This window comes from Halomonas heilongjiangensis (genome assembly GCF_002879645.1).
GTDB classification, from domain to species: Bacteria; Pseudomonadota; Gammaproteobacteria; order Pseudomonadales; family Halomonadaceae; genus Halomonas; species Halomonas heilongjiangensis.
Genome location: NZ_PNRE01000090.1, coordinates 96098 through 122837, shown reverse-complemented (window position 1 = coordinate 122837; position 26740 = coordinate 96098). Strand labels below are relative to the sequence as shown.

25 protein-coding genes are annotated in these 26740 nt (G+C 66.6%); 15 read left to right on the top strand and 10 right to left on the bottom strand.

All coding sequences use genetic code 11. The features are described 5' to 3' along the window. Nucleotides 1-16: 16 nt before the first annotated feature. Both C1H66_RS19475 and C1H66_RS19470 read right to left on the bottom strand, forming a co-directional pair. On the bottom strand, nucleotides 17-1033 hold the full coding sequence (locus C1H66_RS19475; RefSeq protein ID WP_240618405.1) for a Bug family tripartite tricarboxylate transporter substrate binding protein: 1017 nt from the start codon (nucleotides 1031-1033) through the stop codon (nucleotides 17-19). Nucleotides 1034-1054: 21 nt separating this feature from the next. Then, on the bottom strand, nucleotides 1055-1855 hold the full coding sequence (locus tag C1H66_RS19470) for a shikimate dehydrogenase family protein (RefSeq protein WP_102629529.1): 801 nt from the start codon (nucleotides 1853-1855) through the stop codon (nucleotides 1055-1057). A gap of 172 nt (nucleotides 1856-2027) precedes the next feature. Between C1H66_RS19470 and C1H66_RS19465 the strand changes: the two genes are divergently transcribed. The 4 genes from C1H66_RS19465 to C1H66_RS19450 are packed head-to-tail and all read left to right on the top strand — an operon-like array spanning nucleotide 2028 to nucleotide 6294. Then, entirely contained in the window at nucleotides 2028-2831 is an 804-nt protein-coding gene (locus C1H66_RS19465) for an IclR family transcriptional regulator (protein WP_102629528.1), read from the top strand. A 28-nt stretch (nucleotides 2832-2859) separates the two neighbouring features. Continuing rightward, nucleotides 2860-4635: an FAD-dependent oxidoreductase gene (locus C1H66_RS19460; RefSeq protein WP_102629527.1), complete on the top strand. Its 1776-nt coding sequence runs from the start codon at nucleotides 2860-2862 to the stop codon at nucleotides 4633-4635. 15 nt (nucleotides 4636-4650) lie between these two features. Next, a complete protein-coding gene (locus tag C1H66_RS19455; RefSeq protein WP_102629526.1) occupies nucleotides 4651-5481 on the top strand; it encodes a sugar phosphate isomerase/epimerase family protein in 831 nt (276 codons plus the stop codon). A gap of 24 nt (nucleotides 5482-5505) precedes the next feature. Beyond that, the gene (locus C1H66_RS19450; protein ID WP_102629525.1) at nucleotides 5506-6294 is read left to right on the top strand and encodes an SDR family NAD(P)-dependent oxidoreductase; all 789 of its coding nucleotides are present in this window, start codon (nucleotides 5506-5508) and stop codon (nucleotides 6292-6294) included. 110 nt (nucleotides 6295-6404) lie between these two features. On the opposite strand, the gene C1H66_RS19445 is transcribed toward C1H66_RS19450, so the two are convergent. The 3 genes from C1H66_RS19445 to C1H66_RS19435 form a co-directional block, all read right to left on the bottom strand. Beyond that, the gene (locus tag C1H66_RS19445; RefSeq protein WP_102629524.1) at nucleotides 6405-8153 is read right to left on the bottom strand and encodes an FAD-binding protein; all 1749 of its coding nucleotides are present in this window, start codon (nucleotides 8151-8153) and stop codon (nucleotides 6405-6407) included. A gap of 135 nt (nucleotides 8154-8288) precedes the next feature. Then, complete coding sequence (locus C1H66_RS19440; protein ID WP_102629523.1) at nucleotides 8289-9329, bottom strand: Gfo/Idh/MocA family protein; 1041 nt, start codon at nucleotides 9327-9329, stop codon at nucleotides 8289-8291. A gap of 29 nt (nucleotides 9330-9358) precedes the next feature. Then, nucleotides 9359-10213 (bottom strand): sugar phosphate isomerase/epimerase family protein, encoded by an 855-nt coding sequence (locus C1H66_RS19435; RefSeq protein WP_102629522.1) that lies wholly within the window; start codon nucleotides 10211-10213, stop codon nucleotides 9359-9361. A gap of 190 nt (nucleotides 10214-10403) precedes the next feature. On the opposite strand from C1H66_RS19435, the gene C1H66_RS19430 reads away from it, so the two are divergent. Next, a complete protein-coding gene (locus C1H66_RS19430) occupies nucleotides 10404-11411 on the top strand; it encodes a tripartite tricarboxylate transporter substrate binding protein (protein WP_102629521.1) in 1008 nt (335 codons plus the stop codon). Between the two features lie 76 nt (nucleotides 11412-11487). Here the strand turns inward: C1H66_RS19430 and C1H66_RS19425 are convergent, their stop codons facing one another. Beyond that, nucleotides 11488-12372, bottom strand: coding sequence for a helix-turn-helix domain-containing protein (locus C1H66_RS19425; protein WP_102629520.1), 885 nt, complete (start codon nucleotides 12370-12372; stop codon nucleotides 11488-11490). Nucleotides 12373-12560: 188 nt separating this feature from the next. On the opposite strand from C1H66_RS19425, the gene C1H66_RS19420 reads away from it, so the two are divergent. The 10 genes from C1H66_RS19420 to C1H66_RS19375 all read left to right on the top strand — a co-directional run bounded on the left by C1H66_RS19420 (nucleotide 12561) and on the right by C1H66_RS19375 (nucleotide 22319). Next, the gene (locus C1H66_RS19420; protein ID WP_102629519.1) at nucleotides 12561-13382 is read left to right on the top strand and encodes an SDR family NAD(P)-dependent oxidoreductase; all 822 of its coding nucleotides are present in this window, start codon (nucleotides 12561-12563) and stop codon (nucleotides 13380-13382) included. Nucleotides 13383-13415: 33 nt separating this feature from the next. Beyond that, nucleotides 13416-15203 carry an FAD-dependent oxidoreductase gene (locus C1H66_RS19415; protein ID WP_102629518.1) on the top strand — a complete coding sequence of 596 codons (1788 nt, stop codon included), beginning with the start codon at nucleotides 13416-13418 and terminating at the stop codon, nucleotides 15201-15203. Further along, nucleotides 15181-15516, top strand: a complete 336-nt coding sequence (locus C1H66_RS19410; RefSeq protein ID WP_102629517.1) for an NIPSNAP family protein — start codon at nucleotides 15181-15183, stop codon at nucleotides 15514-15516. The genes C1H66_RS19415 and C1H66_RS19410 overlap by 23 nt, the downstream gene beginning before the upstream one ends. Continuing rightward, a complete protein-coding gene (locus C1H66_RS19405; protein ID WP_102629516.1) occupies nucleotides 15513-16277 on the top strand; it encodes an SDR family NAD(P)-dependent oxidoreductase in 765 nt (254 codons plus the stop codon). Before C1H66_RS19410 ends, C1H66_RS19405 begins: the two co-directional genes overlap by 4 nt. 129 nt (nucleotides 16278-16406) lie before the next feature. Beyond that, nucleotides 16407-17408, top strand: a complete 1002-nt coding sequence (locus C1H66_RS19400; protein ID WP_240618404.1) for a tripartite tricarboxylate transporter substrate binding protein — start codon at nucleotides 16407-16409, stop codon at nucleotides 17406-17408. Between the two features lie 159 nt (nucleotides 17409-17567). Further along, complete coding sequence (locus C1H66_RS19395) at nucleotides 17568-18650, top strand: TRAP transporter substrate-binding protein (RefSeq protein WP_102629515.1); 1083 nt, start codon at nucleotides 17568-17570, stop codon at nucleotides 18648-18650. Between the two features lie 114 nt (nucleotides 18651-18764). After that, nucleotides 18765-19274, top strand: a complete 510-nt coding sequence (locus C1H66_RS19390) for a TRAP transporter small permease subunit (RefSeq protein ID WP_102629514.1) — start codon at nucleotides 18765-18767, stop codon at nucleotides 19272-19274. Then, nucleotides 19267-20583: a TRAP transporter large permease gene (locus tag C1H66_RS19385; protein WP_102629513.1), complete on the top strand. Its 1317-nt coding sequence runs from the start codon at nucleotides 19267-19269 to the stop codon at nucleotides 20581-20583. Before C1H66_RS19390 ends, C1H66_RS19385 begins: the two co-directional genes overlap by 8 nt. Before the next feature lie 23 nt (nucleotides 20584-20606). Then, nucleotides 20607-21350, top strand: coding sequence for an SDR family NAD(P)-dependent oxidoreductase (locus C1H66_RS19380; protein WP_102629512.1), 744 nt, complete (start codon nucleotides 20607-20609; stop codon nucleotides 21348-21350). Then, entirely contained in the window at nucleotides 21351-22319 is a 969-nt protein-coding gene (locus tag C1H66_RS19375) for an NAD-dependent epimerase/dehydratase family protein (protein ID WP_338066470.1), read from the top strand. A gap of 44 nt (nucleotides 22320-22363) precedes the next feature. Here C1H66_RS19375 and C1H66_RS19370 read toward each other — a convergent pair whose 3' ends face one another. The 4 genes from C1H66_RS19370 to C1H66_RS19355 form a co-directional block, all read right to left on the bottom strand. Continuing rightward, nucleotides 22364-23248: a DMT family transporter gene (locus C1H66_RS19370; protein WP_102629511.1), complete on the bottom strand. Its 885-nt coding sequence runs from the start codon at nucleotides 23246-23248 to the stop codon at nucleotides 22364-22366. A gap of 143 nt (nucleotides 23249-23391) precedes the next feature. Further along, nucleotides 23392-24216 carry a sugar phosphate isomerase/epimerase family protein gene (locus tag C1H66_RS19365; protein WP_102629510.1) on the bottom strand — a complete coding sequence of 275 codons (825 nt, stop codon included), beginning with the start codon at nucleotides 24214-24216 and terminating at the stop codon, nucleotides 23392-23394. A 22-nt stretch (nucleotides 24217-24238) separates the two neighbouring features. Continuing rightward, entirely contained in the window at nucleotides 24239-24862 is a 624-nt protein-coding gene (locus tag C1H66_RS19360; RefSeq protein ID WP_102629509.1) for an NIPSNAP family protein, read from the bottom strand. Then, nucleotides 24859-26619 (bottom strand): FAD-dependent oxidoreductase, encoded by a 1761-nt coding sequence (locus C1H66_RS19355; RefSeq protein WP_102629508.1) that lies wholly within the window; start codon nucleotides 26617-26619, stop codon nucleotides 24859-24861. The genes C1H66_RS19360 and C1H66_RS19355 overlap by 4 nt, the downstream gene beginning before the upstream one ends. Nucleotides 26620-26740 lie beyond the last annotated feature (121 nt).

The following is a 26740-nucleotide window of genomic DNA, read 5'->3' as shown; positions in this document are numbered from 1 at the left end:
GCGTTCGCGATCCCGATCAGGGGCGCGGAATGCCCAGTGATTCCGGCGAGACCTTGGCCGAGCCGGCGTCTTCCATGGCCCAGGCGGTCACCGACTGCCAGCGACTCAGGAACTCCGCGGCCTCCTCGCCCTGCAGGTTGAGCGAGGTGGCGCCGTTGCGGGTCAGGAAGGCCTGGAATTCATCCTGGGCGATGGCCTCGGCGTAGGCGTTTTCCAGAGTGGCCTTGATGTCGTCCGGAGTATCCTTGTGGACATAGGCACCCCAGAACGGCCCCCAGGGCAGGTAACTCTCCATCTCCGGCAAGAACTCAGTGATTAGCGGCACCTCGGGAAGCTGCTCCACCGGCTCGGTGCTCAGCACCGTCAGTGCCTTGAGTTTGCCGGCACGGATCTGCTCCTGGGCCGAGGCCAGGGCCATTGGCATGAAGTCGAGGTGGTTGCCGAGCATGGCGGTAATGGCGGGTCCGTCGCCACCGAAGGTCACTGAGCGTACGTCCATCTCGTCCACGGCGTTGAGCATCGCCAACACGGTGCTGGGCAGGCCGCCGGCGCCGGCATCACCCATGCGCAGCTCGCCCGGCTTGGTGTGGGCCTCGGCGAGCAGGTCGCCGAAGTCGTTCCAGGTCTTCTCGGTCGGCGCCACGATCAGCACGATGCCCTGGCCGATCAGGCTCACTGGGTGCAGGGCGCCATAATCGAATTCGGCCAGTTCCAGGACCGGGTAGAGCTGGGCGTTCTCGGCTCCATAGAGCAATGAATAGCCGTTGGATGGTCGGGTGCGCACTACGTTGGTGCCGATCACCCCGGTGCCGCCGGGACGATTGTTGATCACGATGTCGGTACCCAGGATCGCCTCCGCATGGGGCGTCAGGCTCCTGGCCATGTTGTCGGTGGAGCCGCCCGCGCCCCAGGGCACCACGGCATCGATGCGTCGTTCGGGGTAGTCGGCGGCGGCCTGGCTGGCCAGGGTCAGGGTGCCGGCCATCACCAGCAGGCCGGTGGCGAGGTGGGGAAGTGCGTTGCGCATTTTCATGGGGATCTCTCGCTGGTTGGGTCAGTGGCTGGTGTCGAGCAGGAACTCGACCATAAGCTCGCGCACGGCGGCGAACATCTCGACGCCGCGCAGGGTGGGGCAGCCCCGCTCGCTGGCGGCCGCCAGCCAGGGGGTGACCTCGGGCGCGGTGATGACATCGCCGGCCAGGGTCTCGGGGGCTAGCCCCGCGAGATCGAAAGGCAGCGGATCGCTTTCGGCCATGCCGCAGGGGGTGGCGTTGATCACCAACGCGAATCCGGCGGGGTCGCGGCTACCGGCGGTGACCTCGCCAAGTTCAAGGCTGGCCAGGCGGGCGATCAGGGTGTCGCGGCGGTCGGGGTCCTCATCGTGGATCGCGAGGCTTGCCACGCCGGCGCGGATCAGTGCCTCGGCAATGGCCGAACCGGCACCGCCGGCACCGGCCAGCAGAGCGCGGCAGCCGTGCGGCTCGAAGCCTTTCTTGCGCAGTGCCTCCACATAGGCGAGCCCGTCCACCTGGTCGCCGTACCAGCCTCCGTCGGCATTCCGGCGCATCACGTTCACCGCACCCAGTAAATCAGCCCGTGCCGTGGCGCTGGCGCAATGGCGGTGGGCGGCGAACTTGTGGGGCACGGTAACGATCAGGCCGTCCAGATTGCGTGCCCTGGAGGTGCCAGTGATGAAGTCGCCCAGGTCGTCGGGCCCGATATGCAGGGGAGACAGCAGGGCGTTGTGGCCGCGCTGCTGGAACGCCTGGGTCACCCCCAGTGGCGATTTCACCTGGGCGATGGGGTCGCCGAGGATCAGATAGAGGCGGGTAGCGCCGTCGAGTCGTTCGATCATGGCAAGGCTCCGGCGTGATGGTGAGGAGATTATAGTAGAACATATCTTTAAAATGGAATACTATTCAATTAATGGCCATTGTTCTGTAGTGGCCAAGTTTCGCTATGCTCACCACAGGGCGGCCCGGACATGGCACTCTATGGGCCTCGACTGCTATCGGAAGGAAACGCCCATGGCTGGTGTGATGGAAAGAACTCTGGGAATTCTGGAACTGCTGGCGCGCGAGGCCGAGGGGCTGCCGCTGGCGGTGATCGCCGAACGGCTCGGCATGCCGCGCAGTGCGGCGCATCGCCTGCTGACCGACCTGGCCCGCTACGGCTATGTGCGGCAGGTACGCGACCAGGGGGACTACATGCTGACCACCAAAATGGTCTCCCTGGGACTCGGTTTTCTCGGCGAGATGGGTATCCTCGACGCCGCCCAACCGCTGCTCGACCGTCTGGCGGAACGCAGCGGCGAGCTGGTGCGACTGGCGGTGGTCGACGGCCGCTGCCTGACCTGGGTGGCCAAGGCCCAGGGCGCCACCCGCGGGCTGCGCTACGACCCAGACATGGGTGCCGTGGCCAAGCTCTCCTGCAGCTCCTCGGGGCTTGCCTGGCTGAGCACCCTGAGCGATGAGGCGGCCCTGGAACTGGTCGCGGAGCAGGGGTTTGGCAATGTCGAGGAGTATGGCCCCAACGCGCCGACCACGGTCACCGCCCTGCTGGAGTCATTGCGCAAGACACGCGAGCGCGGCTTCAGCCTCACCCTGGAGACCTTCGCGCCGGGCATGAACGCCATTGCCGCGCCGGTGCGGCGCGGCGACCAGGCCGCCTTAGGTACCCTCAGCATCGCCGGCCCCAGCATCCGCTTCACCGAGGAACGCATGCTGGCGATGGGCGATACATTGCTCAACGTGGCCGATGAACTGGCCGCATCCACTTCGGCCTCCAGCTTGCTGCGTACCGGCCGCCCCTCCACCGCCTCGCAGCTGTAGCGGGGCCCGACGACCCAGGAGTGATCTCATGCCCCCCGAGCCCCTTACCTTCTCCGCCTCCAATCTGGAGTGCGACCTGCTGGTGATCGGTTCGGGGGCCGGGGGGCTCGCCACGGCGGTCACCGCGGCCCACCTGGGGCTCGAGGTGGTCGTCGCCGAGAAGGCTCCCGTGCTGGGCGGCACCACCGCCTGGTCCGGCGGCTGGATGTGGATCCCCCGCAGTCCACTGGCACGGGAGGCCGGCATCGACGAGTCCCCGGAGGCGCCGCGGGCCTATCTACGCGAGGAGCTGGGGGAGGGGTACGAGCCGGCCCGGGTCGAGATGTTCCTGGCTCAGGGGCCGGCCATGGTCGACTTCTTTCGTCGCCACACGGCGCTGGACTTCGTCGACGGCAGCCGGGTGGCCGACTTCCACGGCCACCAGCCCCATGCCGCCACGGGCGGCCGTTCGGTATGTGCAGCGCCATTCGATGGCCGCCGCCTGGGGCGCGCTATCCGCCTGCTGCGTCCGCCTCTGGACCTGCACTCCCTGTGGGGCATGGGCATCTCTGCCGGCGCGGACCTGGGGCATTTCCTCAAGGCGATGCGCTCTCCGGTCTCCTTCGCCCATGTCGGCCGCCGCGTGGCGCGCCACTTTCTCGATCTGGCGATTCACCGCCGCGGCATGCAGCTGGTCAACGGCAATGCCCTGGTCGCCGCGCTGTTGAAGAGTGCCATTGATCGGGGGGTGACACTTCTGCCGTCGAGTCCCGCGCGACGGTTGGTCGCGCGGGAGGGGCGGGTCGCCGGGGCGCTGCTCGACACGCCGAGCGGCGAGTGTCGGGTGTGGGCACGGCGCGGCGTGGTGATGGCGGCCGGAGGCTTTCCCCACGACACTCGCCGGCATCTCGCGCTACTGCCCCATGTGGCCGCTGGCACCCCGCACCGCTCGGCGGCGCCGCTCACCAACAGTGGCGATGGTCTGCGCCTGGCCGAGGCGGTCGGCGCGCGGGTGCGGACCTTCGACTTCTCCAACGCGGCCTGGGCGCCGGTGTCGCTGGTGTCGCGCCGCGACGGCAGCGTCGGGCGCTTCCCGCATTTGATCGACCGCGCCAAGCCAGGGCTGATCGCGGTGACCCGCGACGGCCGACGCTTCGTCAACGAGGCCGGCTCCTATCACGATTTCATGCGGGCCCTGTTCGCCGCCGTGCCGGAAGGGGAGCCGGTAGAGGCCTGGCTGATCTGCGACCACCGCTTCCAGCGTCGCTACGGCCTGGGCATGTCGCGGCCGGCGCCGCTGCCGCTGTCACCATGGCAGCGCAACGGCTACCTCAAGAGCGGCACGACCCCGGATGCACTGGCCGAGGCCTGCGGCATCGATCCCGCGGGTCTCGCCGCGACGCTTGCAACCTACAACCACCATGCGGCTCACGGGGAGGACCCCGCCTTCGGGCGCGGCGAGATCCCCTACCAGCGTGGCATGGGCGATTCGGACCAGACGCCCAACCCCTGCGTGGCACCCATCGCTCGGGGGCCCTTCCATGCGGTGAAGGTGCTGCCCGGCAGCCTCGGCACCTTCGCCGGACTGGCGACTGACGAACACGGTCGAGTGCTGGGCGAGGACGCCACTCCGATTCCTGGCCTCTACGCCGCCGGCAACGACATGGCCAGTGTGATGGCCGGCCGCTACCCCGGCGGTGGCATTACTCTTGGGCCGGCCATGACCTTCGGCTATGTGACCGCGCATCATGCCGCCGGCCTCGCCCTGGCGGCCACCGGGCCGTCGCTCTCATCCTCGCCGGTCGGCGAGCGATCCGTTGGCTAGCAGAGGAGCCTGAGCATGGCACGAGTCTACTCGCTGTCGCACCTGACCACCGAAGGCCTGCGCCCACCCGAGATGCTCGAGGTGGCCGCGCGTACGGGTTACCGTTATGCCGGTATCCGTCTGCTGCCGGCCGCGCCGGGAGGCCTGGCCTTTCCGCTGATGAAGGATACCGCCCTGCGGCGCGACACACGGGCGGCCATTGCCGCCACGGGGGTTGGCATCTTCGATCTGGAAATGGTCCGGCTGGATGCCCGCTTCCGGGCCGAGGAGTACCTGGACTTCTTCGAGACCGGCGCCGAACTGGGCGCTCGGGTGATCCTGGTGGCCGCCGACGACCCGGACCCCGGCCGTCTGGTCGCTTCCTACGCGGCGCTCTGTGAGGCGGCGCGCCCCTTCGGGCTCGCCTGCGACCTGGAGTTCATGCCCTGGACCCGAGTCCCCGACCTGGACGCAGCGCGACGGGTTGTGGCACAGGCTGCCCAGCCCAATGGCGGCATCATCGTCGATGCGCTGCACTTCGACCGTTCCGGTGGCCGGCCGGAACAGCTCACCGAGCTGCCGCGCGACTGGTTGCACTATGCCCAGCTTTGCGACGGCCCGGCGGAGCGCCCGGCCGACGACGCCGAGCTGATCCGCGCGGCCCGCTGCGAGCGTTGGCTGCCCGGCGAGGGAGGCATCGATCTGGCCGGTTTCTGGCGCCAGCTGCCGGGCGACCTGCCGGTCAGCGTCGAGGTGCCGCACCAGCGGCGCATCGCTGAACTCGGTCACGAACGCTGGGCCCGGGAGGCCCTGCGCGCCAGTCGGCGCTTGATCGAGAACCTAGATCCCCGACACCCGACCCCCTGATCCCCGAGAAGAAGGAGAGAACCCATGCGAGTCCTGATCACCGGCGCGAGCCGTGGCATTGGCGCGGGCATCGCCCGCCAACTGGCGAGTGATGCCCTGGCCAGGGGCGAGACCCCGTACCTGGCGCTGACCGCCAGCCGCGAGAGCGAGGCGTTCAGCGCCTTGGTGGCGGAACTCGAAGCACAGGGGGCCAGGGTAACGGTGCTGGTGGGCGACATGGCCGATCCCGCTGTGCCGTCGCGGCTGGTGGAGGAGGCGCTGGCCTTCTGCGGAAGCCTGGACGGGGTGGTGTCCAACGTCGGCATCATGGCGCCCGGCCGTCTCGTCGAGCTGGACCAGGCCGAGTGGGATCGGCTGTTCGACGTCAATGCGCGGGGCCCCTGGCTGCTGGCCAAGGCGGCCTATCCGGCGCTCAAGGCCAGCCGTGGCAGCCTGGTGAACATTGCCTCCATGGTGGGTGTTCACCCCCATCCGGGCAGCGGTGCCTATTCCACCAGCAAGGCGGCGGTCATCATGCTTACCCAGCAACTCGCCCAGGAGTGGGCGGCGGACGGCATCCGGGTCAACAGCATCTCGCCGGGCATGATCCACACCTCGGCCACCGATAGGCTGTACCAGCATCCGGAGGTGGCCGAGCGGCGTCAGCAGGTGATTCCTCTGCACCAGATTGGCCAGCCGGCCCAGATCGCCGGCATCGTCGCCTTCCTGCTCGGCGAGGGCGCGGCCTATGTGACCGGCCAGAACCTGCTGGCCGACGGCGGATTCGCCGACTCCATCATGGCGCATATCCCTGGCCTGCCGCCCAAGGGCTAGCCTCCCGGGCCTCTCTGACCCCCCCCCCCCCCAGACGACCAGGCCCCCGGTGGAAACCGGGGGCCTGGTCGTTCATGGAGGGGGCGTTCAGGCAGGCATCTGGCTTCGCGTCATACCGCGGTCCGTTGCGACGTGCGGGCGTTGGCCCGGCCCTCCCCGTCTGCGGCGTGTTGGACGAGCCGCCAGGCCATCACCATGGCCGGCCCCAGGGTGGTGCCGGGGCCCGGATAGGTGCCGCGGAACATCGAACCCAGGTCGTTGCCGCAGGCGTAGAGCCCGTGGATCGGCCGTTCGTCCGCATCCAGCACCCGGCCGTCCTCATCGCCCTTGAGGCCGACGCTGCTGGCCAGGTCAGCCGGCCATACCGCCAGGGCGTAGTAGGGACCGGGGCCGAGCGGGCGCACGCAGGGGTTGGGGGTCTGCTCGGGGTCGCCGTTAAAGCGGTTCATGGCGCTCGTGCCGCGGCCAAAGATGGGGTCTTCGCCGCGTTCGGCATCGCGATTGTAGTCGGCCAGGGTCTGCTCCAGGGCGGCCGGGTCGACGCCGATTTTGCCGGCCAGCGCCTGGGGGGATTCCCCCTCGATCAGGTAGCCGGCCTTCAGGAACGGCTTGAGGCGACGGCTCCCGTGGAACACCATGCCCAGGATGTACTTGTCGAGGAAAGCCCTGTCGCAGATCAGGTGGGCGGGCTTGTCCGGCGCCTGCTCGGGTGAGCGCAGCATGCCCATCACGAAGTCGTGGTAGGAGTCCGACTCGTTGACGAAGCGCCGCCCGGCGCTGTTCACCGCGATCAGCCCTGGCTTGGCGCGGTCGAGGATGATGTGCGGCCACATCAGCTCCGTGCCGTCCTGGCGCTTGAGAATCGAGCAGGGCATCCACAGGCCGGGGCTATCGAGCCCCTCGGTCAGGGCTGCGCCGCCGGCCAGCGCCATCTCGACCCCGTCGCCGGTATTGGTCTCCGGGGCCAGGCAGTAGCGGCGCGCGGCCTCGGGGTAGAGCTGCTGGCGTAGCCGGGGGTGGCGGGCGATACCGCCGGTGGCCAGGACCACGCCGTGGCGCGCCCAGATCCGGCGATGCCCATCGGGGCCTGCCATGATGGCACCGACCACGGCATCCCCCTCCTTGACCAGTTCGACCAGGCGCGTCTCGAAGCGCAGCGGGACGTCCTGCTGGCGCAGGCTGTAGAGCAACTGGGCGACCAGGGCATTGCCCATCACCAGGCGGGTACCGCGCGGGTAGCGCAGGCGGTCGAAGGCGTAGCGCAGCACCGTGGTTGCGGCCAGGCGGAAGTTGCCCAGCGAGGCCAAGGGGTGCAGCAGGGCGTCGATCTCGTTGCGTGCCGTCATCATGCCGCCCAGGGCCAGGAACTCGCGCCGCGGCGGACGCACCCGGATGAAGTCGGCCTTGTCCAGCCGGCGGCCGTCGAAGGGCAGCGGGGCTAGGGCGCGCCCGCCGTAGGCTTCACCGGGCTGGTTGCCGATGTAGTCCGGGTGAGCCTGGGCAGCGGCCAGTTTCACCGCCGTCTTCGACTGCAGGAACTCGACCACCTGTGGGCCGGCCTCAAGGAAGGCGGCGCGCTGGGCGTCGCCACCGCGCTCGCCCACCACGGCGTCGAGGAAGCTAGCGGCGGCCTCGGTGGTATCGGGCACCCCGGCCTCCACACTGAGGTGGGTGCCGGGTATCCAGATGGTTCCGCCGGAGGTGGAGGTGATGCCGCCCACCATCTCGGTCTTCTCGCACAGCAGCACCTCGAGCCCCTCCAGGCTGCCGACCAGGGCCGCCGTCATGCCACCCGCTCCAGCGCCAACGACCAGCAAGTCGACCTCATCGTCCCAGGGGGACGTCGTCGTGTCCGGCATATACCACCTCACAGCATCATCAGGCCGCCGGCGTTTGGCGGCAATTTTCAGAATTAATTCCAATATCTGAATAGTGTTCCATTTTTTTCTATTCGGCAAGCCCCTGCCGCCCATCGTATGCCGTGGATGCCGAGCTCACGGCGAGCGCGGTATCTGTCGTTGGCCGGTGCGGGCGGCCTCCTGGATGGCATCGATCACCGCCAGGGTCCAGGCGGCATCCTCCACGCTGACCAGCGGTTCGGCCTGGCCGCGGGCGACTTCGATGAAATGGGCGAGCTGACGCTGCTGGGCGCTGCCCTCGGTGAAGCGGTGTGACTCGCAGACCAGTTGATGCTGCCAACCGCGAGCCTCGCCATATCGCCACAGCGAGAGTTGCGGCACGCTTAGCGCACCTTCGCTGCCGGCCAGGAAATAGCAGCTCTGATCGAGGTGTTTGGCATAGAGCGGTACCTCGTTGACGTTCTGATCCCAGCCCCAGGGGGACACCACACCGTCCGAGCCGGTCAGGCTGCCCAGGGCACCGTTCGCGAACTCCAGTTGGACGATGGCGCTGTCCTCCACCTCGAAACCGCGCAGGGCATTGTGGGTCATGGCCTGCACGGCCGAGATCTCGCCACAGAAGTGGCGCAGCAGGTCCAGGTCATGGACCAGGTTGATCAGCACCACCCCGGCTCCCGGTTGGCGGCGCCACTCCATGGAAAAATAGTCGTCGGGCTTGCAGGTTTGCCACATGCCGGTGACGGTGGCCAGGCGACCGAGACGGCCCGCGTCGATGATCGCCTTGGCGCGCTCGGCCACTGGGTTGTGGCGGCGGTGATGGCCGACCAGGATCGGCACGTCGTACCGATGTTGGGCGGCGATCAGCTGGCTCGCTTCTTCACGCGAGCAGGCCACCGGCTTCTCCAGCAGGGCGGGGATGCCGCGCTCCAGGCAGTCGATGGCGGTGGTGACGTGGAGATCGTTGGGGTTGGCGATGATCACGGCATCCGGTCGCACTTGGTCGAGCATCTCTCGGTGGTCGGTGAAGTGCTCGATGCCGGTCTCGTCGGCCAGCGCCGAGCTGAAGGGATCGGTGCTGGCCACCAGCGTGGCGGCGGATTCCCTGGCGATATAGCCGGCATGCTGGCGCCCCATGGCGCCGGCGCCGATCAGGGCGATCTTCAGGGGTGTCGTCATGGTCGAGGATCTCCGATGGGAATGGGGCGTCACAGCTTGGCCAGGGTATGACGCAGGTAGTCGAGGCTGGTGCCGATGGCGCTCGCTTCGTCACCGTGGGCCGGGTGCAGGTAGTCGATCTCCAGGGCTAGCAGGCCCTGATAACCATGCTGTTTCAGCAGCCGCAGCGTGGCCGGGATGTCGATCAGGCCCTGCCCCAGGGGCACGCTGGGCCAGAAGCCGAAACTCTTGGGGTCGCCACGGTAGGCGGTGATGTCCTTGAGGTGGGTGGCCCGGGCGTAGGGGGCGAGCGTCTCGATCGCCCTCATGGGGTCCTCGAACAGGCGCAGGTTATTGGCGGTATCGAGGCAGACGCCCAGGGCCGGACTGTCGACCGCCTCGATGAGCTCCACCAGTTCGTCGGCCAGCAGGTCCACATGGTTCTCCACGGCCAGCACCAGCCCTCGCTCTTCGGCACGCTCGGTGGCGCGCCGCAGCAGCGGCAGCAGGTCGCGTCTATGGTCCGCCCAGCTGGTCGGTCGGGTCCGCCGTCCCCCGGCGCAGATGCGCATCACCCCGGCCCCCAGGGCACGGGCCACCTCGATGTGGACGAAGAGGTCCTCCAGGGCCTCGGGCCGGCTGCCCGAGCCCAGGCCATCCGGATGTCCCCAGGCCCAGACCCGGGCGAGGCCCGCCTCGTCGAGCCTCTCGCGCAGCGCGGTGAGCCGCTCCGGGGAGGCGTCATCGAGCATGAAGGACTCCAGCGACACGCCCTCGACGCCGAAGGCGATGGCCCGGTCGATGACCTCGTCCAGCGTCATGGCCTGCTGCGGAGGGGACTCGAGACCGGGATAGACCTCGCCGAAGTAGCGGTGATAGCAGTAGGAGTCGATGGCGATCTGCATGAGGCTCCCTCAGGTGGTGATGACCAGACGTTTGGACTTGGTGCTTTGTTCTTTAGTGGAACTGTGTTCAAGTTTTTGTTGTGTGGTTATCAAGACATGGTCTAGGGTGCTCGTCAAGGGGCCGGCGAGTTCGAAGGACAGCACCGGTCTCCCTGCCATAGCGACAACAACGATTTGGAGTCCTGGAACCATGAACAAGCCGCTTTCCGCCCTCGCTCTCGCCGCCGTCCTGCTCCCCTTGACGGGTGCGGCCCATGCCGCCTACCCCGATCGGGACATCCATGCCACCATCCCGTGGGGAGCAGGAGGCTTGACCGACCTGGTGGCCAGGACACTGATTCCGCTGGCCGAGGACGTACTGGGAGTGTCCGTCATTCCCCACAACCGCCCCGGCGGTGGTGCAGTCATCGGGGTCAACTACGTGCGTCAGCAGCGGCCCGATGGCTATAACCTGCTGGTCGGCACCCAGGACACCACCCTCTATCCAGTGCTGGACGTCGCCGACTTCGCCTACGAGGACTTCACGCCCATCAATGTGATCGGCCAGGGACTGGTGGTGATCGCCGTGCATCCCGACAGCCCCCACGACACCTTCGGTGACCTGCTGGCCGCCATCGAGGCCGAGCCGGGTAGCCTGCGCATGGGCGATGTGGGCACAGGGGCGACGCCACATATCACCCACACCATCCTCGACGCCGTGACCGATTACGACCTCGACGTGCGCAAGGTGACCTTTGGCGGTGACGGCCCCGGCATCACCGCCTTGATGGGCGAGCACATTGATTTCATGCCGCTCAGCCTGCCGCCGGCGGTGGAATACCTGAAGTCCGGAAAGCTCAAGGGGCTCGCGATCCTGGCGGAGGAGCGCATCGATTTGCTGCCGGACATTCCCGCGGTCACCGAGGACTTGCCCGAGGCGGAGACGTATCTGCCCTGGGGGTCTTTCCAGGGCATCTACGTCCACAAGGACACTCCCGAGGAGGCCAAAGCCACCCTGGCCGACGCCTTCGAGGCGGCGGTGGGCAGCGAAGCCTTCACGGAACGCTACAACAGCGACTTCGGCGGCGTGACGCTGAACTTGCGCGGCGACGAGGCCCAGGAGTACATCGATCGCTGGCAGGCACTGACCAGCTGGCTACTCGAGGATGCCGGCGCCGCCAAGGTGTCGCCCGAGTCGCTGGGCATCCCGCGCCCCTGAGAGACCGAGACCGGCGTTCCCTTTCCTCCGTAGGAACTTGCGCCTCCGCGCCGATGCCGGAGGTGCCTTTTTGTGCTCACTGCTGGCGTTGGCGGAAGGCCTTGGGCGAGAGCCCGGTGTGCCGCTTGAAGAAGCGGGTGAAGTAGGCCGGCTCAGAGAAACCCAGGGCATTGGCCACCTGGCTGACGGTCATGCGGGTGTAGGTGAGCAGTCGCTTGGCCTCGAGCATCACCCGCTCATGGAGGAGTCGCTGGGCGCTGGCGCCGGCCAGGCGCTGGCAGAGGGTGTTGAGGTAGGTGCCGGTGATGCCCAGCCGGTCGGCCAGCGAGGCCACCGAGGGCTGCTCCCGGTAGTGCCGTTCCACCAGCGTCTGGTAGCGCACCAGGTGGGCGTAGCCCTTGTCGCGGTTGGGCAACTGATGGATGCGGCGCCGCTCGCCGCGGCGTGCCACCAGCACCGCCAGGGCCTGGATCATGGCGTGCAGCATCGGTTCGCGTCCCGCGGCGGGATAGCGATACTCCGCGTGCAACTGGGTGACCAGGGTATCGATGGCGGCGGCCTCGGGCTGGTCGGCCAGGGGGAAGTGGGCCGCCTGGAAGAAGGTCTGCCCCCGGCTGCCGAGCCGTTCGGCGAGCTCGCCGATTAGCGGCCGGGAGAGGGTGATGGCATAGCCGTCGGTATCCCGCTCGAAGTCGAAGCCATGGATCACCATGGCCGGCACCACCAGCACATTGGGCCCGGCGATGGGGTGCCCGACGCCCTCCAGGTGCAGTTCGCCCTCGCCGCGACGGATATAGAGCAGGTGCATCAGGTCCGCGTGGCGATGGGGCGGGATGTGCCAGTCGTGGGGGCCGCTGCGCTCGCGGATCAGCTCGCAGTGCAGCAGGTCCGGGGTCGGCCAGTGCTGGGTCTCGCCATACAGCTTGAACACCGGCACGGCCCGTTCCAGGGCATCGCTCATCGCTATCCTCCCCTACCCAGCGCTTCTTTCGCCCGAGCTTAGACCAAAGAGTGAAGGAAGTTAGAAATCGTCCAACTTCTGTTGGTCAATGTGCCTTATTTCGCCCCTCCCTCCAATGAAAAATACAAGCCATCCATCGCCATCGGGCGCCCCGGCCGGGTTGCCCTCACCATCAGAGGAGGCATCGGATGGCAGCACAGACGACGACAGCGGGCGATTGGCTCGGCCTGGCCGGCACGGTCCAGGTGGTCACCGGGGCGGCCAGTGGCATCGGTGCCGGTGTCGCTCGCGCCCTGGCCGAGGCCGGCGCCGACGTGGCCCTGCTGGACCGCAACCTGGCGGACTGCGAGGAGCTGGTGCGAACGCTGGACGACCTGCCCGGTCGGCGCATCGCCCTGGCCTGCGATATCGCTGACGAGTCGCAGGTCCGCCAGGCGGCGGCGGCGGTGGAGGAGGCGCTGGGGCCCTGCCGGGGGCTGGTCAACGGCGCCGGCATCCTGCGCCCCGGCGGGCTCGCCGAGGTGTCGCTGGCCGACTGGAATGCGGTGCTGGCGGTCAACCTCACCGGCTACCTGCTCTGCGCCCGGGCCTTCGGCCGGCCGATGCGCGACCGGGGCCGCGGCAGCATCGTGCACATCGCCTCGGTCTCCGCCAACCAGCCCCAGACCTGGAGCGGCGCCTACAGCCCGAGCAAGGCGGCGGTGGCGATCCTCTCCCGCCAGCTGGCCGCCGAGTGGGGGCCCCTCGGCGTGCGCAGCAACGCCGTCTCCCCTGGGATGATTCGCACCGAGCTCTCGGCGGCCTTCTACGCCCGGCCCGGCGTCACCGAAGCGCGCGAGGCCTTCACCGCCAGTCGTCGCATCGGTGAGGCCGAGGACATCGCCAACGCGGTGCTCTTCCTGCTCAGCGAGCGTGCCGGCTATGTCAATGGCGCCGAGCTCGGCGTCGATGGTGGCCTGCCCTGCATGCTGATGGACAAGGTGCCGCGTCCCGGCTTCTCGGCCGACTGATTTCCTTTCATTTCCGACCCAGGAGGGCCAGCCATGACCCCCAACCACACCTCATATCCGGAGGATCGTCAGTGCGATGTGCTGGTGATAGGCGCCGGCGCCGGCGGCCTCTCCACCGCCATCACCGCCGCCAGGCAGGGGCTCGAGGTCGTCGTTCTCGAGAAGACCGATGTCTTCGGCGGCACCACCGCCTTCTCCGGTGGCGTGCTGTGGATTCCCGGCAACCATCACGGCCGGGCCCAGAATCCCGACGACTCACGTGAGGCCGCCCGCGACTACCTGCGCACCGAGGCCGGCGATTTCTTCGACGCCGAGGCCGTCGAGGCCTTCCTCGACAAGGGACCGGAGATGGTGGATTTCTTCGAGCGGGAGACCGCCGTCCAGTTCGTGCCGACCCTCTATCCCGACTACCACCCGACGCGACCGGGTGGCGTCGATATCGGCCGTTCGATCCTGGCCGCCCCCTTCGACCTGCGCGAACTCGGCAAGGAGATGCGGCGGATGCGCCCGCCGCTCGAGACCATCACCTTCATCGGCATGATGTTCAACTCCTCCAATGCCGACCTCAAGCACTTCTTCAATGCCACCCGCTCACTGACTTCCTTTCGTTATGTGGCCAAGCGCCTGGCCATCCACTTGAAGGAGCTCGTGCTCTACCGCCGCGGCGTCAATGTGACCAGCGGCAATGCCTTGGCCGCGCGGCTAGCCAGGAGTGCCTTCGATCTGGGCATTCCGATCCACACCGGCGCGCCGGCCCGCGAACTGCTGCATGTCGAAGGCCGGGTCCGTGGCGCCCGGGCGCTGCTCGAGGGGCGCGAGGTGACCATCGAGGCACGCCGGGGGGTGGTGCTGGCCTGCGGCGGTTTCGCTCAGGACGTGGCGCGCATCCGCCAGGCCTATCCGCACCTGAGGCGGGGCGGTGAGCATCACTCGCCGGTACCGGAGAGCAACACCGGTGATGGCCTGGCCATGGTGGAGGCGCTCGGCGTGCCGGTGACCTGCGAGTACCCCCAGCCCTCCGCCTGGATGCCCACGTCCCTGGTACCCAGGAAGGGCGGCGGGACAGGCAAGTTTCCCCATCTGCTCGACCGCTACAAGCCCGGGGTGGTCGGCATCGGCCCCGATGGCCGGCGCTTCTGCAACGAGTCCGATTCCTACCACGACGTCGGTACCGCCATGCTCGAGCACTGTCAGGACGACAGCACCCATATGTGGCTGATCTGTGACCAGACCTGCCTGAGCAAGTACGGCCTGGGCTACGTCAAGCCGGCGCCGATGCCGGCCGGGGGGCTGATCCGCAAGGGGTACCTGAAGCGCGGCCGCACGCTGACCGAGCTGGCGCGTGAAATCGGGGTCGAGCCCGGCCAGTTGGAGCACACCGTCGCCGAGTACAACGCGGGCGCCGCGGTCGGCGAGGATCGCCAGTTTGGCCGCGGCACCACCAGCTTCAACCGCTACCTGGCCGACCCCCAGCACGGATCCAATCCCTGCGTGGCGCCGATCCACAAGGGGCCCTTCTACGCCGTCAAGGTCTACATGGGCGACCTCGGCACCTTCGACGGCATCAAGACCGACGTCTACGGGCGGGTGCTGGACGGTAACGGTGAGTGTATCCAGGGACTCTACGCCGTGGGCAACGACCGGCGCAGCATCATGGGCGGCAGCTATCCCGCTGCGGGGATCACCCTGGGACCGATCATGACCTTCGGCTACATCACCGGCCGCCATCTGGCCGGCATCGACGACGAACTGGCGCAGCGAGCGCCGGCCGCCGAGACACCGGGAAAGGAGAAGGCTCATGGCCATCAAGCCGCTGATTGACCACCGCGTCTACACCATCGCACCGCGCAGGATGGGCGAGTTCGTCGAGGTCTTCCATCGCCTGGCGATGCCGATCCTCAAGGAGACCCTGGGCACGCCGCTGGGCTTCCACACCAGCGTAGTGGGCCCCCAGAACCAGTTCGTGCACCTGTGGGGATACGACTCCCTGGCCGACTACGAGCGACGCTGTGCGGCGCGCGATGCGCACCCCGCCTTCGCCGAGTACCTGGCGGCCTCCGGCCACCTGATCGTGGCACAGGAGACCCGCCTGATTCGCGGCATCGATCGCCTCAATGAATGGGTGGCGTCATGAGTGCGGTGGCGTTGGTCACCGGAGGCGCCCAGGGCATCGGCTGGGCTACCGCTCGGCGCCTCGCTCGGGACATCCCCCATGTGGTCGTCATCGACCTCGACGGCCAGGCTGCCGTGGCTCGGGCCAAGGAACTGGGGCCGGGTCACCTGGGCATAGAGGCCGACGTTACCGACACGGAACAAGTCAGCGCCATGGTCGAGCGGGTAATGGCTGCCTTCGGTCGCATTGACGTGCTGATCAACAATGCCGGTATCGCCGAGCAGCCGGGGGAGACCCTGGGGCAGTCCGGGGAGGGCTTCGAGCAGGTGCTCAGGGTAAATCTGTGCGGCACCTTTCTGGTCACCCAGGCGGTCGCTGGCGAGATGCTGGCACGGAGGCAGGGAGCCATCGTCAATCTTAGCTCCATCGCCGCTCTGGGCGGCATTCCAACCCGTAACGCCTACGGTGCGGCCAAGGCCGGGATCCTTGGCATGACTCGCTCCATGGCCTGCGAATGGGCTCGACACGGGGTGCGCGTGAATGCCATCGCCCCCGGCTATGTGCGTACCACCCTGATCGACGAACTGGAACGGCGCGGCACCATCGATACCGCGGCCCTCGAGGCCAGAACCCCGATGGGACGGCTGGCCGACCCGGCGGAGATCGCCGAGGCGATCGCCTTTCTCACCTCGCCGCAGGCCAGCTTCATCACTGGCAGCGTGCTGGTGGCAGATGGTGGCTGGAGTGCCCTCGGGGCGCCGGAGGCGAGCCTGCAAACCTGATGCTTTCCCGGCCACCGATCAAGGAGGGCGGTGGCTATTCACCGTAGGGCAGGGATGAGCCGGCGCAGCGTGCTCGAACACGGCTGCGCAGTGCCCAGCGCAACCACAACCACAATAGAGGTGTACATCATGAAAAGCCTGACAACCGCGAGTCTCGCCATCTCCACCGCCGCCATGCTGATGGCCGGTACGGTCCTGGCCGACTACCCCCAACGCAATATCCAGGGCACCATCCAGTGGGGGGCCGGTGGTTCCACCGACGTGATCGCCCGCGGCCTGACGCCCCATGTGGAAGAGCTTCTCGGCACGACGGTCATCCTCACCAATCGCCCGGGGGGGACCGGGGTGATCGGCACCAATCACGTGCTGAACCAGCGAGCCGACGGCTACCACATCCTGTATGGCGCCGAGAATCCGCAACTCTTTCCCCTGCTGGGACTCGCCGACTTCGATTACAGCGACCTGCATCCGGTGAACATCACCAGCGTCGACATCGTGGTCTTCGTGGTACCGGCCGATAGCCCCTTCGAGACCATGGAGGAACTGGTCGCTCATATCCGGGAGAACCCGGGCGAGCTGCGCATGGGCAACCAGGGCGCGGCGAGTCTGGCCGCCACCACCCATGCGCTGGTCAGCAGTCTGATCGACTTCGACGTGCGCCATGTCACCTTCGCCGGCGAGGGCCCGGGCATTTCCGCCTTGCAGGGAGGGCATATCGATTTCATGCCCTCGAGCCTCTCCTCTACCCGCGAGTACATCAACTCCGGGCGTCTTCGGGCCCTGGCGGTACTCGATGCCGAGCGTCTCGAGGCTTATCCGGACATGCCGGCGCTCACCGAACTGATTCCCGGCCTGCGGCCCTACATGCCCTATGGCTCCTTCAAGGGCGCCTACGTGCATAAGGATACCCCCGACCACATCAAGGCGATCCTCGAGGATACCTATGCCGAGGCCGTGGAGACCGAGGCCTTCCAGGCCTTCCTGGACAACGTAGGGGCCACGGCACTGAACCTCTCCGGCGAGGCGGCTCGGGAGTACCTGCAGCGCTGGCAGTCGATCACCGCCTGGGCGATGTACGAGGCGGGGTCGCTGGACGACTCGCCACAGGTGCTCGGCATTCCCCGCCTCTGAATCTTGGGTAGACTAAAGTGGGGTATTGTTTGTTTTTGGAATAATGTTTCAAATTAGAACCTTGTTCCGGCTTTAGGATGGCCTGCCAAGAGCGACACACATCAGCGGTGCGGGCCCGAACACCGTCACCAAAATAACGCCAACAAGACGAGGTGTAGCATGCAAGAACTGAACGCAAGTCCACGGGCCACGAGGTCCCTCGCTCCCCTTTGCCTGAGTGTCCTGCTCGGTGCCGGGTTCGCCTTATCTCTGCCGGGCCTGGCAGGAATCACGCAGCAGGCCCAGGCGAGTGATACCAAGACCCTGCGGGCGGTGGCCCTGCATCGCACGGGGGAGAGCTACAAGAAGTGGCATTGGCTGGACGAGCGACTCCAGGAGGAGACGGATGGCCGCTACTCGCTTGAGATCGTCACCGCAGACGAGCTCGGGATGTCGGGGACGGAGTTCCTCCGAGTGCTGAGCTCAGGGATGATCGACTTTGCCGAGATCACCACCGGCTATGTGGCAGGCGATTTTCCGATGATCGAGGCATCGGAGCTTCCTGGATTGGCGTCGAGTTATGACGACTACCGAGCGATCACCGATGCCTGGATGACCCATGTGGTTGCGGAAAACGAGGACCGGATGGGGGGCAAGGTAATATCCAGCTTCGCCTGGGGGCCCATGCACCTCTACTCGACCTTCCCTGTTGACGAGTTGAGTGATCTGGAAGGCAAGAAGATCCGCGTCTTCTCTTCTAGTCAGGCCAAGTACCTCGAAGAGCTTGGCGCTGAGCCCATGAGCCTGCCGATGTCCGAGCTCTATGGCGCCCTGCAGAGGGGCCTGATCGACGGCATGGTAACCGGGGCCGAGCATATCGGCAGGATGAGCCTTTGGGAAACCACCGATCACGTCTCGGATATCGGCATCGCTCCGGCCACGGGGTACATCGTCGTCAGTCAGCGCACCTGGAACGACCTACCCGACGAAGTCCAGGCCACCATCGAGGAATTTTCCGACGAGTTCAGTGACGAGGGCTGGCGTCTCGGTATGAAGAATGCCGAGCTGGGCTTCGAGATCGCCCAAGAGAATGGCATGAATCTCGATCACGCTCAGCTGCCCGAGGCGTGGTGGAACGATATCCAGAATATTTCACAGGAAGTGGTACTGCCCTGGTGGCCGGGGCGCGTCTCTGACAGCGAAGGAGCCGCGCAGAGCTTCAATACCCATATTGCTCCCTTGAGTGGCATTCGCATCGAATAAATTTTCGCACCCTTAGCCGAGGGGATATCCTCATCCCCTCTCCCTACCCCCGGGTCACCACGCCGATCAACAGTATATGGCTGGCCCCAGTTCCTGGCATGGAGTGACATCACGATGAATCATAGAGCCAGCCAGACTTCAGTTCCTCTGACGTATTCCCTGTCCTTGTTGAGTGGGGCGGCGGTACTCTTGTTGGCCTTCTTCATGACCATCGACGTGACCAGTCGGCGCTTGGGCGGCCCTTTCTCCGGAATTTCTGACACAGTGGCGTCCTTCGTCATCGTCATGGTGGGCACTCTGCCGCTGGCCTATGCCCTGGCGATGAATGCCCATGTCAGGATCGATGTGCTGAAAACCATCTATCCCCAAAGGCTCAACTGGATATCGGACGTCTTCGCCTTCGTCAGCATGCTGGGACTTGCCACGGTGCTCGCCTGGCAGGCACTCGGCAATGCCTACGAGTCCTACCGAATCGGATCGCATATTCCCCAGGCAATCGTATCGCTACCGCTCTTCATTCCCCAGAGCATCATGGCGTTGGGCTATGTATTGCTGAGTATTCAGGCCACCAGACTGATTGTCGCCTTACTCCGGCCTTCCAAGGGAGGGATTTCTCATGCTTGAGATTGCCGTTTCTCTTACCATTTTCCTGCTTATTGGTTTTGTGATTGGGCTGCATGTGGCTGTCGTTCTTGGGATGGCTGCCCTGGTGGTGGGGTTGGTCTTCATCGGCCCCATCTGGGGTTTTTTTGGCCATGTTTCCTGGGCTTCCCACAGTACCCTTACGATCATCGTCGTTCCCTTGTACATCATGATGGGCGAGATCCTGTTGCGTAGCGGTATGACCGACGATCTCTACGAGACCTTCTCGAAGATGCTGAGCCGCCTGCCGGGCGGGCTGATGCACACCAACATCTTTGCCTCTGGGGTCTTCGCGGCCGTCTCCGGCTCCAGCGTGGCCACGACCTCGACCATCGGCTCCGTGGCGATGCCAGCGATGCGCAAGCATGGTTACAGTGAAAAGATCTCACTGGGCTCCATCGCCTCGGGTGGGACACTCGGGGTGCTGATTCCGCCGAGCATCATCATGATCGTCTATGGTCTCGTCGCTGAGGTGTCGATCGGACAACTCTATATCGCCGCCATTGTTCCTGGCCTTATCATGCTGGCCTCCTTTCTCGGTGTCGTGGCGGTGTTCTCCTTTGCCTCTCCCCACCGTGTGCGTAATTCTGGTGGCGAGGTCAGCGTGAAGGGGCTGGTGACGGGCATTCTCAAGATCCTGCCTATCGTCGGCCTGATTGGCGTCGTCCTCGGCTCGATCTACACGGGGGTGGCGACCTCCGTCGAGGCGGCAGCCTACGGCGTTACCGGAGCCTTCCTGATCGCCTGCTTCAAGCGGCGTGTCTCACTACGCATGCTGTCAGAGACCTTCGTGTCGACGGCAGTGACCAGCTGCATGGTGATACTGATCGTCGTCGCCGCCTTCCTCTTGCAGTTCGTTCTCTCCTTCGTTGGCATTCCAGCGGCCATCTCTGCTTGGGTTGCCGAACTCGGGCTGACCCAATTGCAGTTGATCATCCTGCTCTGCGTGGTGTTCATCCTCCTCGGCACGGTGATGGATGGCCTGGCCATCGTAGTGTCCACGCTACCTATCTTCCTGCCGGTGCTGGTGGCGGCCGATGTCGATCTGGTGTGGTTCGGCATCATCGTGGTCATTCTGGTGGAGCTGGCCCTGATCACCCCGCCGGTGGGCATGAATCTCTTTGTCCTTCAGGGCGTGAGGCAGCGGCTTGCCGGTGATGGACCCGTTGGGCCGATCACCGACGTTGTGCTCGGCGTCATGCCCTTCCTGATGGCCATGCTGGCGGTATTGGCGATCATCATCGCCTTCCCGGATATCGCGCTTTCCCTGGTCGGATCCCACATCAAGTAGCCTCGCTCGGAGTCGATTTCGCAATGAACCATTATGACTTTCAAGACCAGGTCGCCGTCATCACCGGCGGTGCCAAAGGCATCGGAATGTCGATCGCCAGGAGGCTCGCCGAATCCGGCGCCCGAGTCGTGATTTGGGACAGGCACCCCACTGCACCGGAGGAGACTCTGGGTAACGAGAGGGGGCACGCTGTGCTCGAAGTCGATGTGGGTGATTATCGGTCGGTCCAGCGCGCGCTGGACAGCACCCTGAAGATAGGCGGCGGAGTGGATGTGCTGGTGAATTCCGCGGGAGTGGTGGGGCCGGATTGTCCCTTGTGGGAGTACCCGCTGGACCAGTGGGAGAGGGTGCAGCGCGTGAACCTGGATGGCACCTTCTATGCCTGCCGAGCGGTCGTGCCCGAGATGATTCGGCGGGGCTATGGGCGGGTGCTCAATATCGCTTCGATTGCCGGTAAGGAAGGCAATGCCAATGGCTCGGCGTACAGTGCTGCCAAGGCGGCCGTGATCGCGATGACCAAGTCACTCGGCAAAGAGCTCGCCGGCCATGATATCGCGGTGAACTGCATCACGCCTGCTGCGGCCAAGACTGACCTGATGCTGGAGATGTCGGAAGACTATATCGCAGCAGTGCTCGCCAAGATCCCACGGGGCCGGTTCGTTACCGTCGAAGAGATCGCGGCGCTCTCTGCCTGGCTCTGCAGCCGTGAGAACTCGTTCACTACCGGTGCCGCGTTTGATATCAGCGGAGGGCGGGCCACCTACTGAATGGGGAGCGGCACCGAAAGAGGCCATTGGCACCTCCTCGGCGGTGCCATCATCTGGCAGTCCCCGGAGCACCTGGGAGGCAGCATGAGAGTTCTGATCAGCGGTGGCAGTGGTTTCCTTGGGGCCTGGATCATTCGGCGGCTGCTGAAAGGAGGGCACGAGGTTCGCGTTCTCGATCGTAGAGGCGACTCCCGACTGGTCGAGAGTATTGCGGGGTCTCTCGATGGGGTCGAATGGCGGTTGGGAGACGTAAGTGTGAGTGAAGACGTCATGGCAGCCGTCGCGGGCTGTGACGCCGTCATCCATCTGGCGGCCCTGCTGACGCCAGCGTGTCGCGACGACCCTCTTCTCGGTGCACGGGTCAACCTGGTCGGTACCCTGAACCTTTTCGAGGCGGCCAGGCGACATGGCTTGTCGCGCTTGGTCTATGCCAGTAGCGCGGGGGTGTTCGGTCCCGACGATGGGGGCACCCCGAACCCAATGACCCATTACGGTGCCTTCAAGCTGGCGTGTGAAGGCTGTGCCCGGGCCTACTTCCTAGACGCGGGCATCGACAGCGTCGGCTTTCGTCCCCTGGTGATCTATGGCCCGGGACGGGAGAGGGGGCTGAGTGCCGGCCCGACCCTGGCTTGTCGCGCCGCCGTGGCGCGACAGCCCTACACGATTCCCTTCACTGGGATGGCCGATTTCATCTTCGTCGGCGATGTAGCGGCGGCCTTCGAGGCGGCAGTTACACGGGACTATTCGGGCGCCCATGTCTTCAACCTGCGCGGTGAAACGGCGAGTGTTGCGGCGTTGATTGCCGAGATCCGCCGACAGGCACCGGAGGCCGCGCTGGAGGCGGCCGGAGAGGCGTTACCGATCCATGCCGAACTCGAGGCAAGCGAGCTGTCGCCGGTACTGGGAGACTTGCCACGCACGACCCTGCGAGATGGGCTATCGAGGACCCTCGACTTCTACCGTCAATAACAGGTCCTCGTGAACGGGTAGTGCCAGCTCCACGTTGCGATGCGTCAATGCTTGCGACTGGCCAGGAAGATCCCCGCGGCGATGATCAGGGTCGCACCCAGGTAGGTGGTGAGGGGCGGGAGGTCGCCGAACAGCACGAAGCCGAACAGCGAGGCCCAGACGATCTGCACATAGAGGAAGGGTGAGGCCAGGGAGGCGGGGGCGTGGCGCATGGCCAGGATCAGCGCCAGCTGGCTGGTGGCACCGATCAGGCCGATGCCCAGGAACAGCGGCAGCTCGGCGAGGCCGATTGGGGTCCAGAAGAAGGGCAGTGCGATCGAACTGGCCAAGGCGCCGGCCAGGCCGGCGTACCAGAGTGAGGCCAGCGGATGGTCGTGGCGCCCGAAGCGCCGAGTGGTGAGCTGGTAGAGGGCGAAGCAGAATGCCATGCCGAGGGGCAGCAGGGCCATGGGCTGGGCGCGCCAGTCCACCGGGCCCACCGCCACCAGTACGCCGACGAAGCCCACCATCACCGCCAGGCCGCGGGGCGCGTCGACCCGCTCGCCCAGCAGCGGCATCGCCAGCAGGGTGACCAGCAGCGGCGCGCCGAAATGGAAGACATAGACCTGCAGCAGGGGCAGCTCACGCAGCGACAGGTAGGCCAGCAGGCTGGCCAGTGCCAACAGCAGGCCGCGCAGGCACTGGCCGCCGGGGGACTCGGTGGCGAGCAGTGAGCGGCTTCTCGCCAGGCCCAGCCACACCAGGTAAGCGGCCAGGATCACCATATGGCCGGCGTAGCGGGCCCACAGCACCTGCACCGGTGAGTGGGTCTGGGTCAGCCACTTGGCGGTGCTGTCCAGCATCACGAACAGTAGGCCGGCGATCAGCATATAGCCGATACCGCGCAGTGGACGGTCGCTGGACACGGCCGCGGCGGGAGATGACGGCATGGAGGCTCCGGCGAGGAATGGGAATGAACTTTGGGAGCGGAACTGGGTTCTGATTCTAGCAGATGATAAGCTAGCAGGCTAAGAAAATCGCCGCCCGGCTGTGGCTTGTCGGGCGACGCGATGCGGATGTGCCGAGTGTCGGCTCAGTCACCGACCAGGGCGCGGGCCTTCTCCAGGGCCGTGCGGGCTCGCTCCAGGGCGCTGACCCCCTGCTGGCGCAGGGCGTCGGTGGGGATCTCCAGGCTGAGCGGCACAGTGGGCGATATCACCGCGAGCAGGCCCTTGAGATCCGCCTGGCCGTCGCCGGGGAAGCGCCGTTCGCAGCGGGCCTCGCGAAGGATCTCGTCCATGCTGGCGGGGATCGGTCCGGGCACGTCGCATAATTGCACGTAGCGCATCCAGTCGGCGGGCACCTGGGCCAGGTCCTCCAGGCGGCTGCGTGAGCGGTCCAGGTGGAAGGCGTCGACCAGCAGGCAAGCGTTGGCATGGCCGGCCTCGCGCACCGCGCCGACGATGTGGCGCGCCTGGTTGAGGTCCTTGACCCCGGTCCAGGGCATGAACTCCAGGTGGGGATGCAGGCCGTTGGGAGCGGCCAGCTCGCAGAGGGCGGCGAAGTTGTCGATCAGGCGCGCGTGGTCGTCGTCGTTGCCGGCGACCAGGATGTCGCTGGCGCCCAGTTCCGCGCCCACCTCCACGAAGCGAGCGAAGTCGTCGCGGACCCGGGTGTCGGGCTTGAGGCGCAGGATCTCGATATCGGCCACCTTGACGCCGGTGTCCCGGATGCGGCGCCGGGTCTCGCGCAGCAGGGCGGCATCGGTGAGCAGCGGGAAGCTCGGCTCCTCGGGAGTCGCCGGCGTGGGCCGCAGGCCCACGTAGTCGTAGCCGGCACGGGCCGCGGTCTCCACCATCTCCGGGGGCGACAGCTCCAGCACGGTGAGGGCGGCGAGGGAGTAGGGGTGTTGGCTCATGGGACAGGTCTCGGTGGGCGCCTCACTTCAGGGGCGAGAAGTCGGCCGGCATGTAGATGGTGGAGTGCATGTCGAGCAACTGGGCGGGCCCGCCCTTGGGGGGCCAGACGCCGTCGCTGACGGTACGGGTACGGATCTCGAGGCGCTCCTCCAGGGTCCGGTAGGGCCAGAGGTGCATGATGCGCGGCGTCTTGCCGTTGGTGGCGTAGAAGGCGGCGGCGAGCGGCGAGTAGGCGTCGGTGGTGCGCGGTGGCACGGCGTCGGTCCAGCCATCGAGGGTGGCCTTGAGCCCCGAAGGGCGCACGTCGTAGACGCGCAGCTCGTAGAAGGGGCCGAAGTCACCCGGGGTGATGCCGTCGAGGAAGGGGAAGAGGCTATAGTCCTCGATCCGCATGTTGGTCATGAACTCCTCGACACCGAGCGGATCGCCGGCCAGCAGCAGACGCTCGCGCTCCGCCTGGCGTGCCTCCAGGCTGTCGAAACCTCGCAGCACGGCCACCTGGTTGAGCGGCCCCAGTTCGGAATACCAGCAGCCGAACAGCTGTCCACCGACCCTGTCGGCCTGCAGGGCTTCCTGGATGCGCGCCATGGCCTTGCCGTGGGTGGCGACGCAAACGGTGAAGGTGATCAGTTCGAAGTGCTTCATGCAGTCTCTCCTGGGGTCGGGGAACCGGAATCGCTGAGGGCGGATGCCGTCTCGTGGCGCTGTCCGGCGGCGTGCAGGCCGGCGATATGGCCGAAGGTCATGGCCGGGCCGAGGTTGATGCCGCCGGCCGGGTAGAAGCCGCCCATGATGCTGGCCATGTCGGTGCCGGCGGCGTAGAGGCCGGGGATCGGTGTGTCGTCGCCATCGAGCACCTGAGCGTGCTCGTTAGTCTTGAGGCCGGCGAAGGTGCCGAAGCAGCCGGGCACCACCTTCACCGCGTAGAAGGGGCCCTGGTCCAGGGGGGCCACGCAGGGGTTGGGGCCATGGGACGGGTCGCCGTTCTTGCGGTTGTAGGGGGTGGCGCCGCGGCCGAACTCGGGGTCCTCGCCCCGGGCGGCGTGGCGGTTGTAGTCGGCCACGCTGGCCGCGAGCCCGTCCGGGTCGATACCGCACGCTTGCGCCAACTCGGCGAGCGTCCTGCCACGCTTGAGATAGCCCTTCTTGATCCAGTGCTTGAAGGGCAGTGGCGCCGGGCGGGTGATGCCGATGCCGTAGCGGCGCTGGAAGCGATGGGTGCAGACCAGCCAGGAACAGACCTCCTCGCCCCCCGGTACCGCCTTGACCATGGCATCCACGTAGTCGTAGTAGCCCCCGGCCTCGTTGACGAAGCGCCTGCCGTTGCTCAGCACGCCGATGAGGCCCGGCTTGCCGCGATCGATGATATGCGGGAAGTGACCGACCCGGCCGTCCCTGTAGGGCACCAGCGACACCGGCGCCCAGGCCACCGGGGAGTAGAGGCTGGTGTCGACCTCGCCGCCTGCCGACTCGCCCAGCCGCAGGCCGTCGCCGCTGGCCGAGGGCGGCGGCAGCGGCCAGTGTTCCTCGCCGGTCGGTGTGCGGGGAAAGAGCTCCCGGCGGCGTCCGGTGTCCCAGGGGAAGCCGCCGGCGGCCAGCACCACGCCGCGCCGGGCGGTCAGGGTGATCTCACCGTCGGGGGTCTCGACCACTACGCCGCCGACACAGCCGTCCGGCTCGGTGATCAGGCGTTTCGCCGGGGACGAGACCCGGGTCTCGACGCCCAGGTCGTCGGCGGCCTTGGCCAGCCGGCCGACCAGGGCCACGCCGTTGACCAGCTGCATGGCACGGCCGTAACGGGCCAGGTCATAGAGGTGCCGGGTGAAGCGCTTCGTCACATGGAGGAAAGACTTGAAGGAACGGGTGACGGTCAGGAAGGCCATAAGGTCCGGCCCGGCCTGGATCGGCATGCCCAGGAAGGCGGTCTCGGGCATGGTCTTGCGCAGCTTGGACAGCGTCCGGCGATCCAGCTCGCGGGCGTCGAAGGGCGCGGCGATCACCGAGCGGCCGCCGGTACCGGCGCCGGGGGTATCGCCGTGGATGTCGGCGATGGCATTGCCGTCGGCGAACCGCAACGCGGTCTTCTCGTGGAAGAAGGCGACCATCCTGGGGGCGGCATCGAGGAAGGCGTCGATCTTGGCCGGATCGTAGCGCTCGCCCAGCTCGTGGCGCAGGTAGGTGCGCACCGTCTCCGGGTCCTCGTCGATACCGGCGGCCTTGGCCAGCGGATTCAGCGGCGTCCACATCCAGCCGCCGGACCAGGCGGTGGCGCCGCCCAGCGTCTCTGATTTCTCCACCACCGCCACCTCGAGGCCCTGGTAGGCGGCGGTGACGGCGGCGGAGAGGCCGGCGGCGCCGGAGCCCACCACCACCAGGTCGTAGTCGTGCTGCATGTCGGCCATGTCGAGCCTCACTGGAACTGTGTTCCAGAACAATCTAGAACATAGTTCCAGTTTTTTCAATGGCCAGACGAATATATCGCCACGTCGCGGAAGAGGACGCGCCAGGGAGAGCCGCAGTCAT

Bases quoted from the DNA above. Each gene is read 5' to 3' on its own strand.
- C1H66_RS19475 (WP_240618405.1), bottom strand. From the start codon at position 1,033: ATGAAAATGCGCAACGCACTTCCCCACCTCGCCACCGGCCTGCTGGTG.
- C1H66_RS19470 (WP_102629529.1), bottom strand. From the start codon at position 1,855: ATGATCGAACGACTCGACGGCGCTACCCGCCTCTATCTGATCCTCGGC.
- C1H66_RS19465 (WP_102629528.1), top strand. From the start codon at position 2,028: ATGGCTGGTGTGATGGAAAGAACTCTGGGAATTCTGGAACTGCTGGCG.
- C1H66_RS19460 (WP_102629527.1), top strand. From the start codon at position 2,860: ATGCCCCCCGAGCCCCTTACCTTCTCCGCCTCCAATCTGGAGTGCGAC.
- C1H66_RS19455 (WP_102629526.1), top strand. From the start codon at position 4,651: ATGGCACGAGTCTACTCGCTGTCGCACCTGACCACCGAAGGCCTGCGC.
- C1H66_RS19450 (WP_102629525.1), top strand. From the start codon at position 5,506: ATGCGAGTCCTGATCACCGGCGCGAGCCGTGGCATTGGCGCGGGCATC.
- C1H66_RS19445 (WP_102629524.1), bottom strand. From the start codon at position 8,153: ATGCCGGACACGACGACGTCCCCCTGGGACGATGAGGTCGACTTGCTG.
- C1H66_RS19440 (WP_102629523.1), bottom strand. From the start codon at position 9,329: ATGACGACACCCCTGAAGATCGCCCTGATCGGCGCCGGCGCCATGGGG.
- C1H66_RS19435 (WP_102629522.1), bottom strand. From the start codon at position 10,213: ATGCAGATCGCCATCGACTCCTACTGCTATCACCGCTACTTCGGCGAG.
- C1H66_RS19430 (WP_102629521.1), top strand. From the start codon at position 10,404: ATGAACAAGCCGCTTTCCGCCCTCGCTCTCGCCGCCGTCCTGCTCCCC.
- C1H66_RS19425 (WP_102629520.1), bottom strand. From the start codon at position 12,372: ATGAGCGATGCCCTGGAACGGGCCGTGCCGGTGTTCAAGCTGTATGGC.
- C1H66_RS19420 (WP_102629519.1), top strand. From the start codon at position 12,561: ATGGCAGCACAGACGACGACAGCGGGCGATTGGCTCGGCCTGGCCGGC.
- C1H66_RS19415 (WP_102629518.1), top strand. From the start codon at position 13,416: ATGACCCCCAACCACACCTCATATCCGGAGGATCGTCAGTGCGATGTG.
- C1H66_RS19410 (WP_102629517.1), top strand. From the start codon at position 15,181: ATGGCCATCAAGCCGCTGATTGACCACCGCGTCTACACCATCGCACCG.
- C1H66_RS19405 (WP_102629516.1), top strand. From the start codon at position 15,513: ATGAGTGCGGTGGCGTTGGTCACCGGAGGCGCCCAGGGCATCGGCTGG.
- C1H66_RS19400 (WP_240618404.1), top strand. From the start codon at position 16,407: ATGAAAAGCCTGACAACCGCGAGTCTCGCCATCTCCACCGCCGCCATG.
- C1H66_RS19395 (WP_102629515.1), top strand. From the start codon at position 17,568: ATGCAAGAACTGAACGCAAGTCCACGGGCCACGAGGTCCCTCGCTCCC.
- C1H66_RS19390 (WP_102629514.1), top strand. From the start codon at position 18,765: ATGAATCATAGAGCCAGCCAGACTTCAGTTCCTCTGACGTATTCCCTG.
- C1H66_RS19385 (WP_102629513.1), top strand. From the start codon at position 19,267: ATGCTTGAGATTGCCGTTTCTCTTACCATTTTCCTGCTTATTGGTTTT.
- C1H66_RS19380 (WP_102629512.1), top strand. From the start codon at position 20,607: ATGAACCATTATGACTTTCAAGACCAGGTCGCCGTCATCACCGGCGGT.
- C1H66_RS19375 (WP_338066470.1), top strand. From the start codon at position 21,351: ATGGGGAGCGGCACCGAAAGAGGCCATTGGCACCTCCTCGGCGGTGCC.
- C1H66_RS19370 (WP_102629511.1), bottom strand. From the start codon at position 23,248: ATGCCGTCATCTCCCGCCGCGGCCGTGTCCAGCGACCGTCCACTGCGC.
- C1H66_RS19365 (WP_102629510.1), bottom strand. From the start codon at position 24,216: ATGAGCCAACACCCCTACTCCCTCGCCGCCCTCACCGTGCTGGAGCTG.
- C1H66_RS19360 (WP_102629509.1), bottom strand. From the start codon at position 24,862: ATGAAGCACTTCGAACTGATCACCTTCACCGTTTGCGTCGCCACCCAC.
- C1H66_RS19355 (WP_102629508.1), bottom strand. From the start codon at position 26,619: ATGGCCGACATGCAGCACGACTACGACCTGGTGGTGGTGGGCTCCGGC.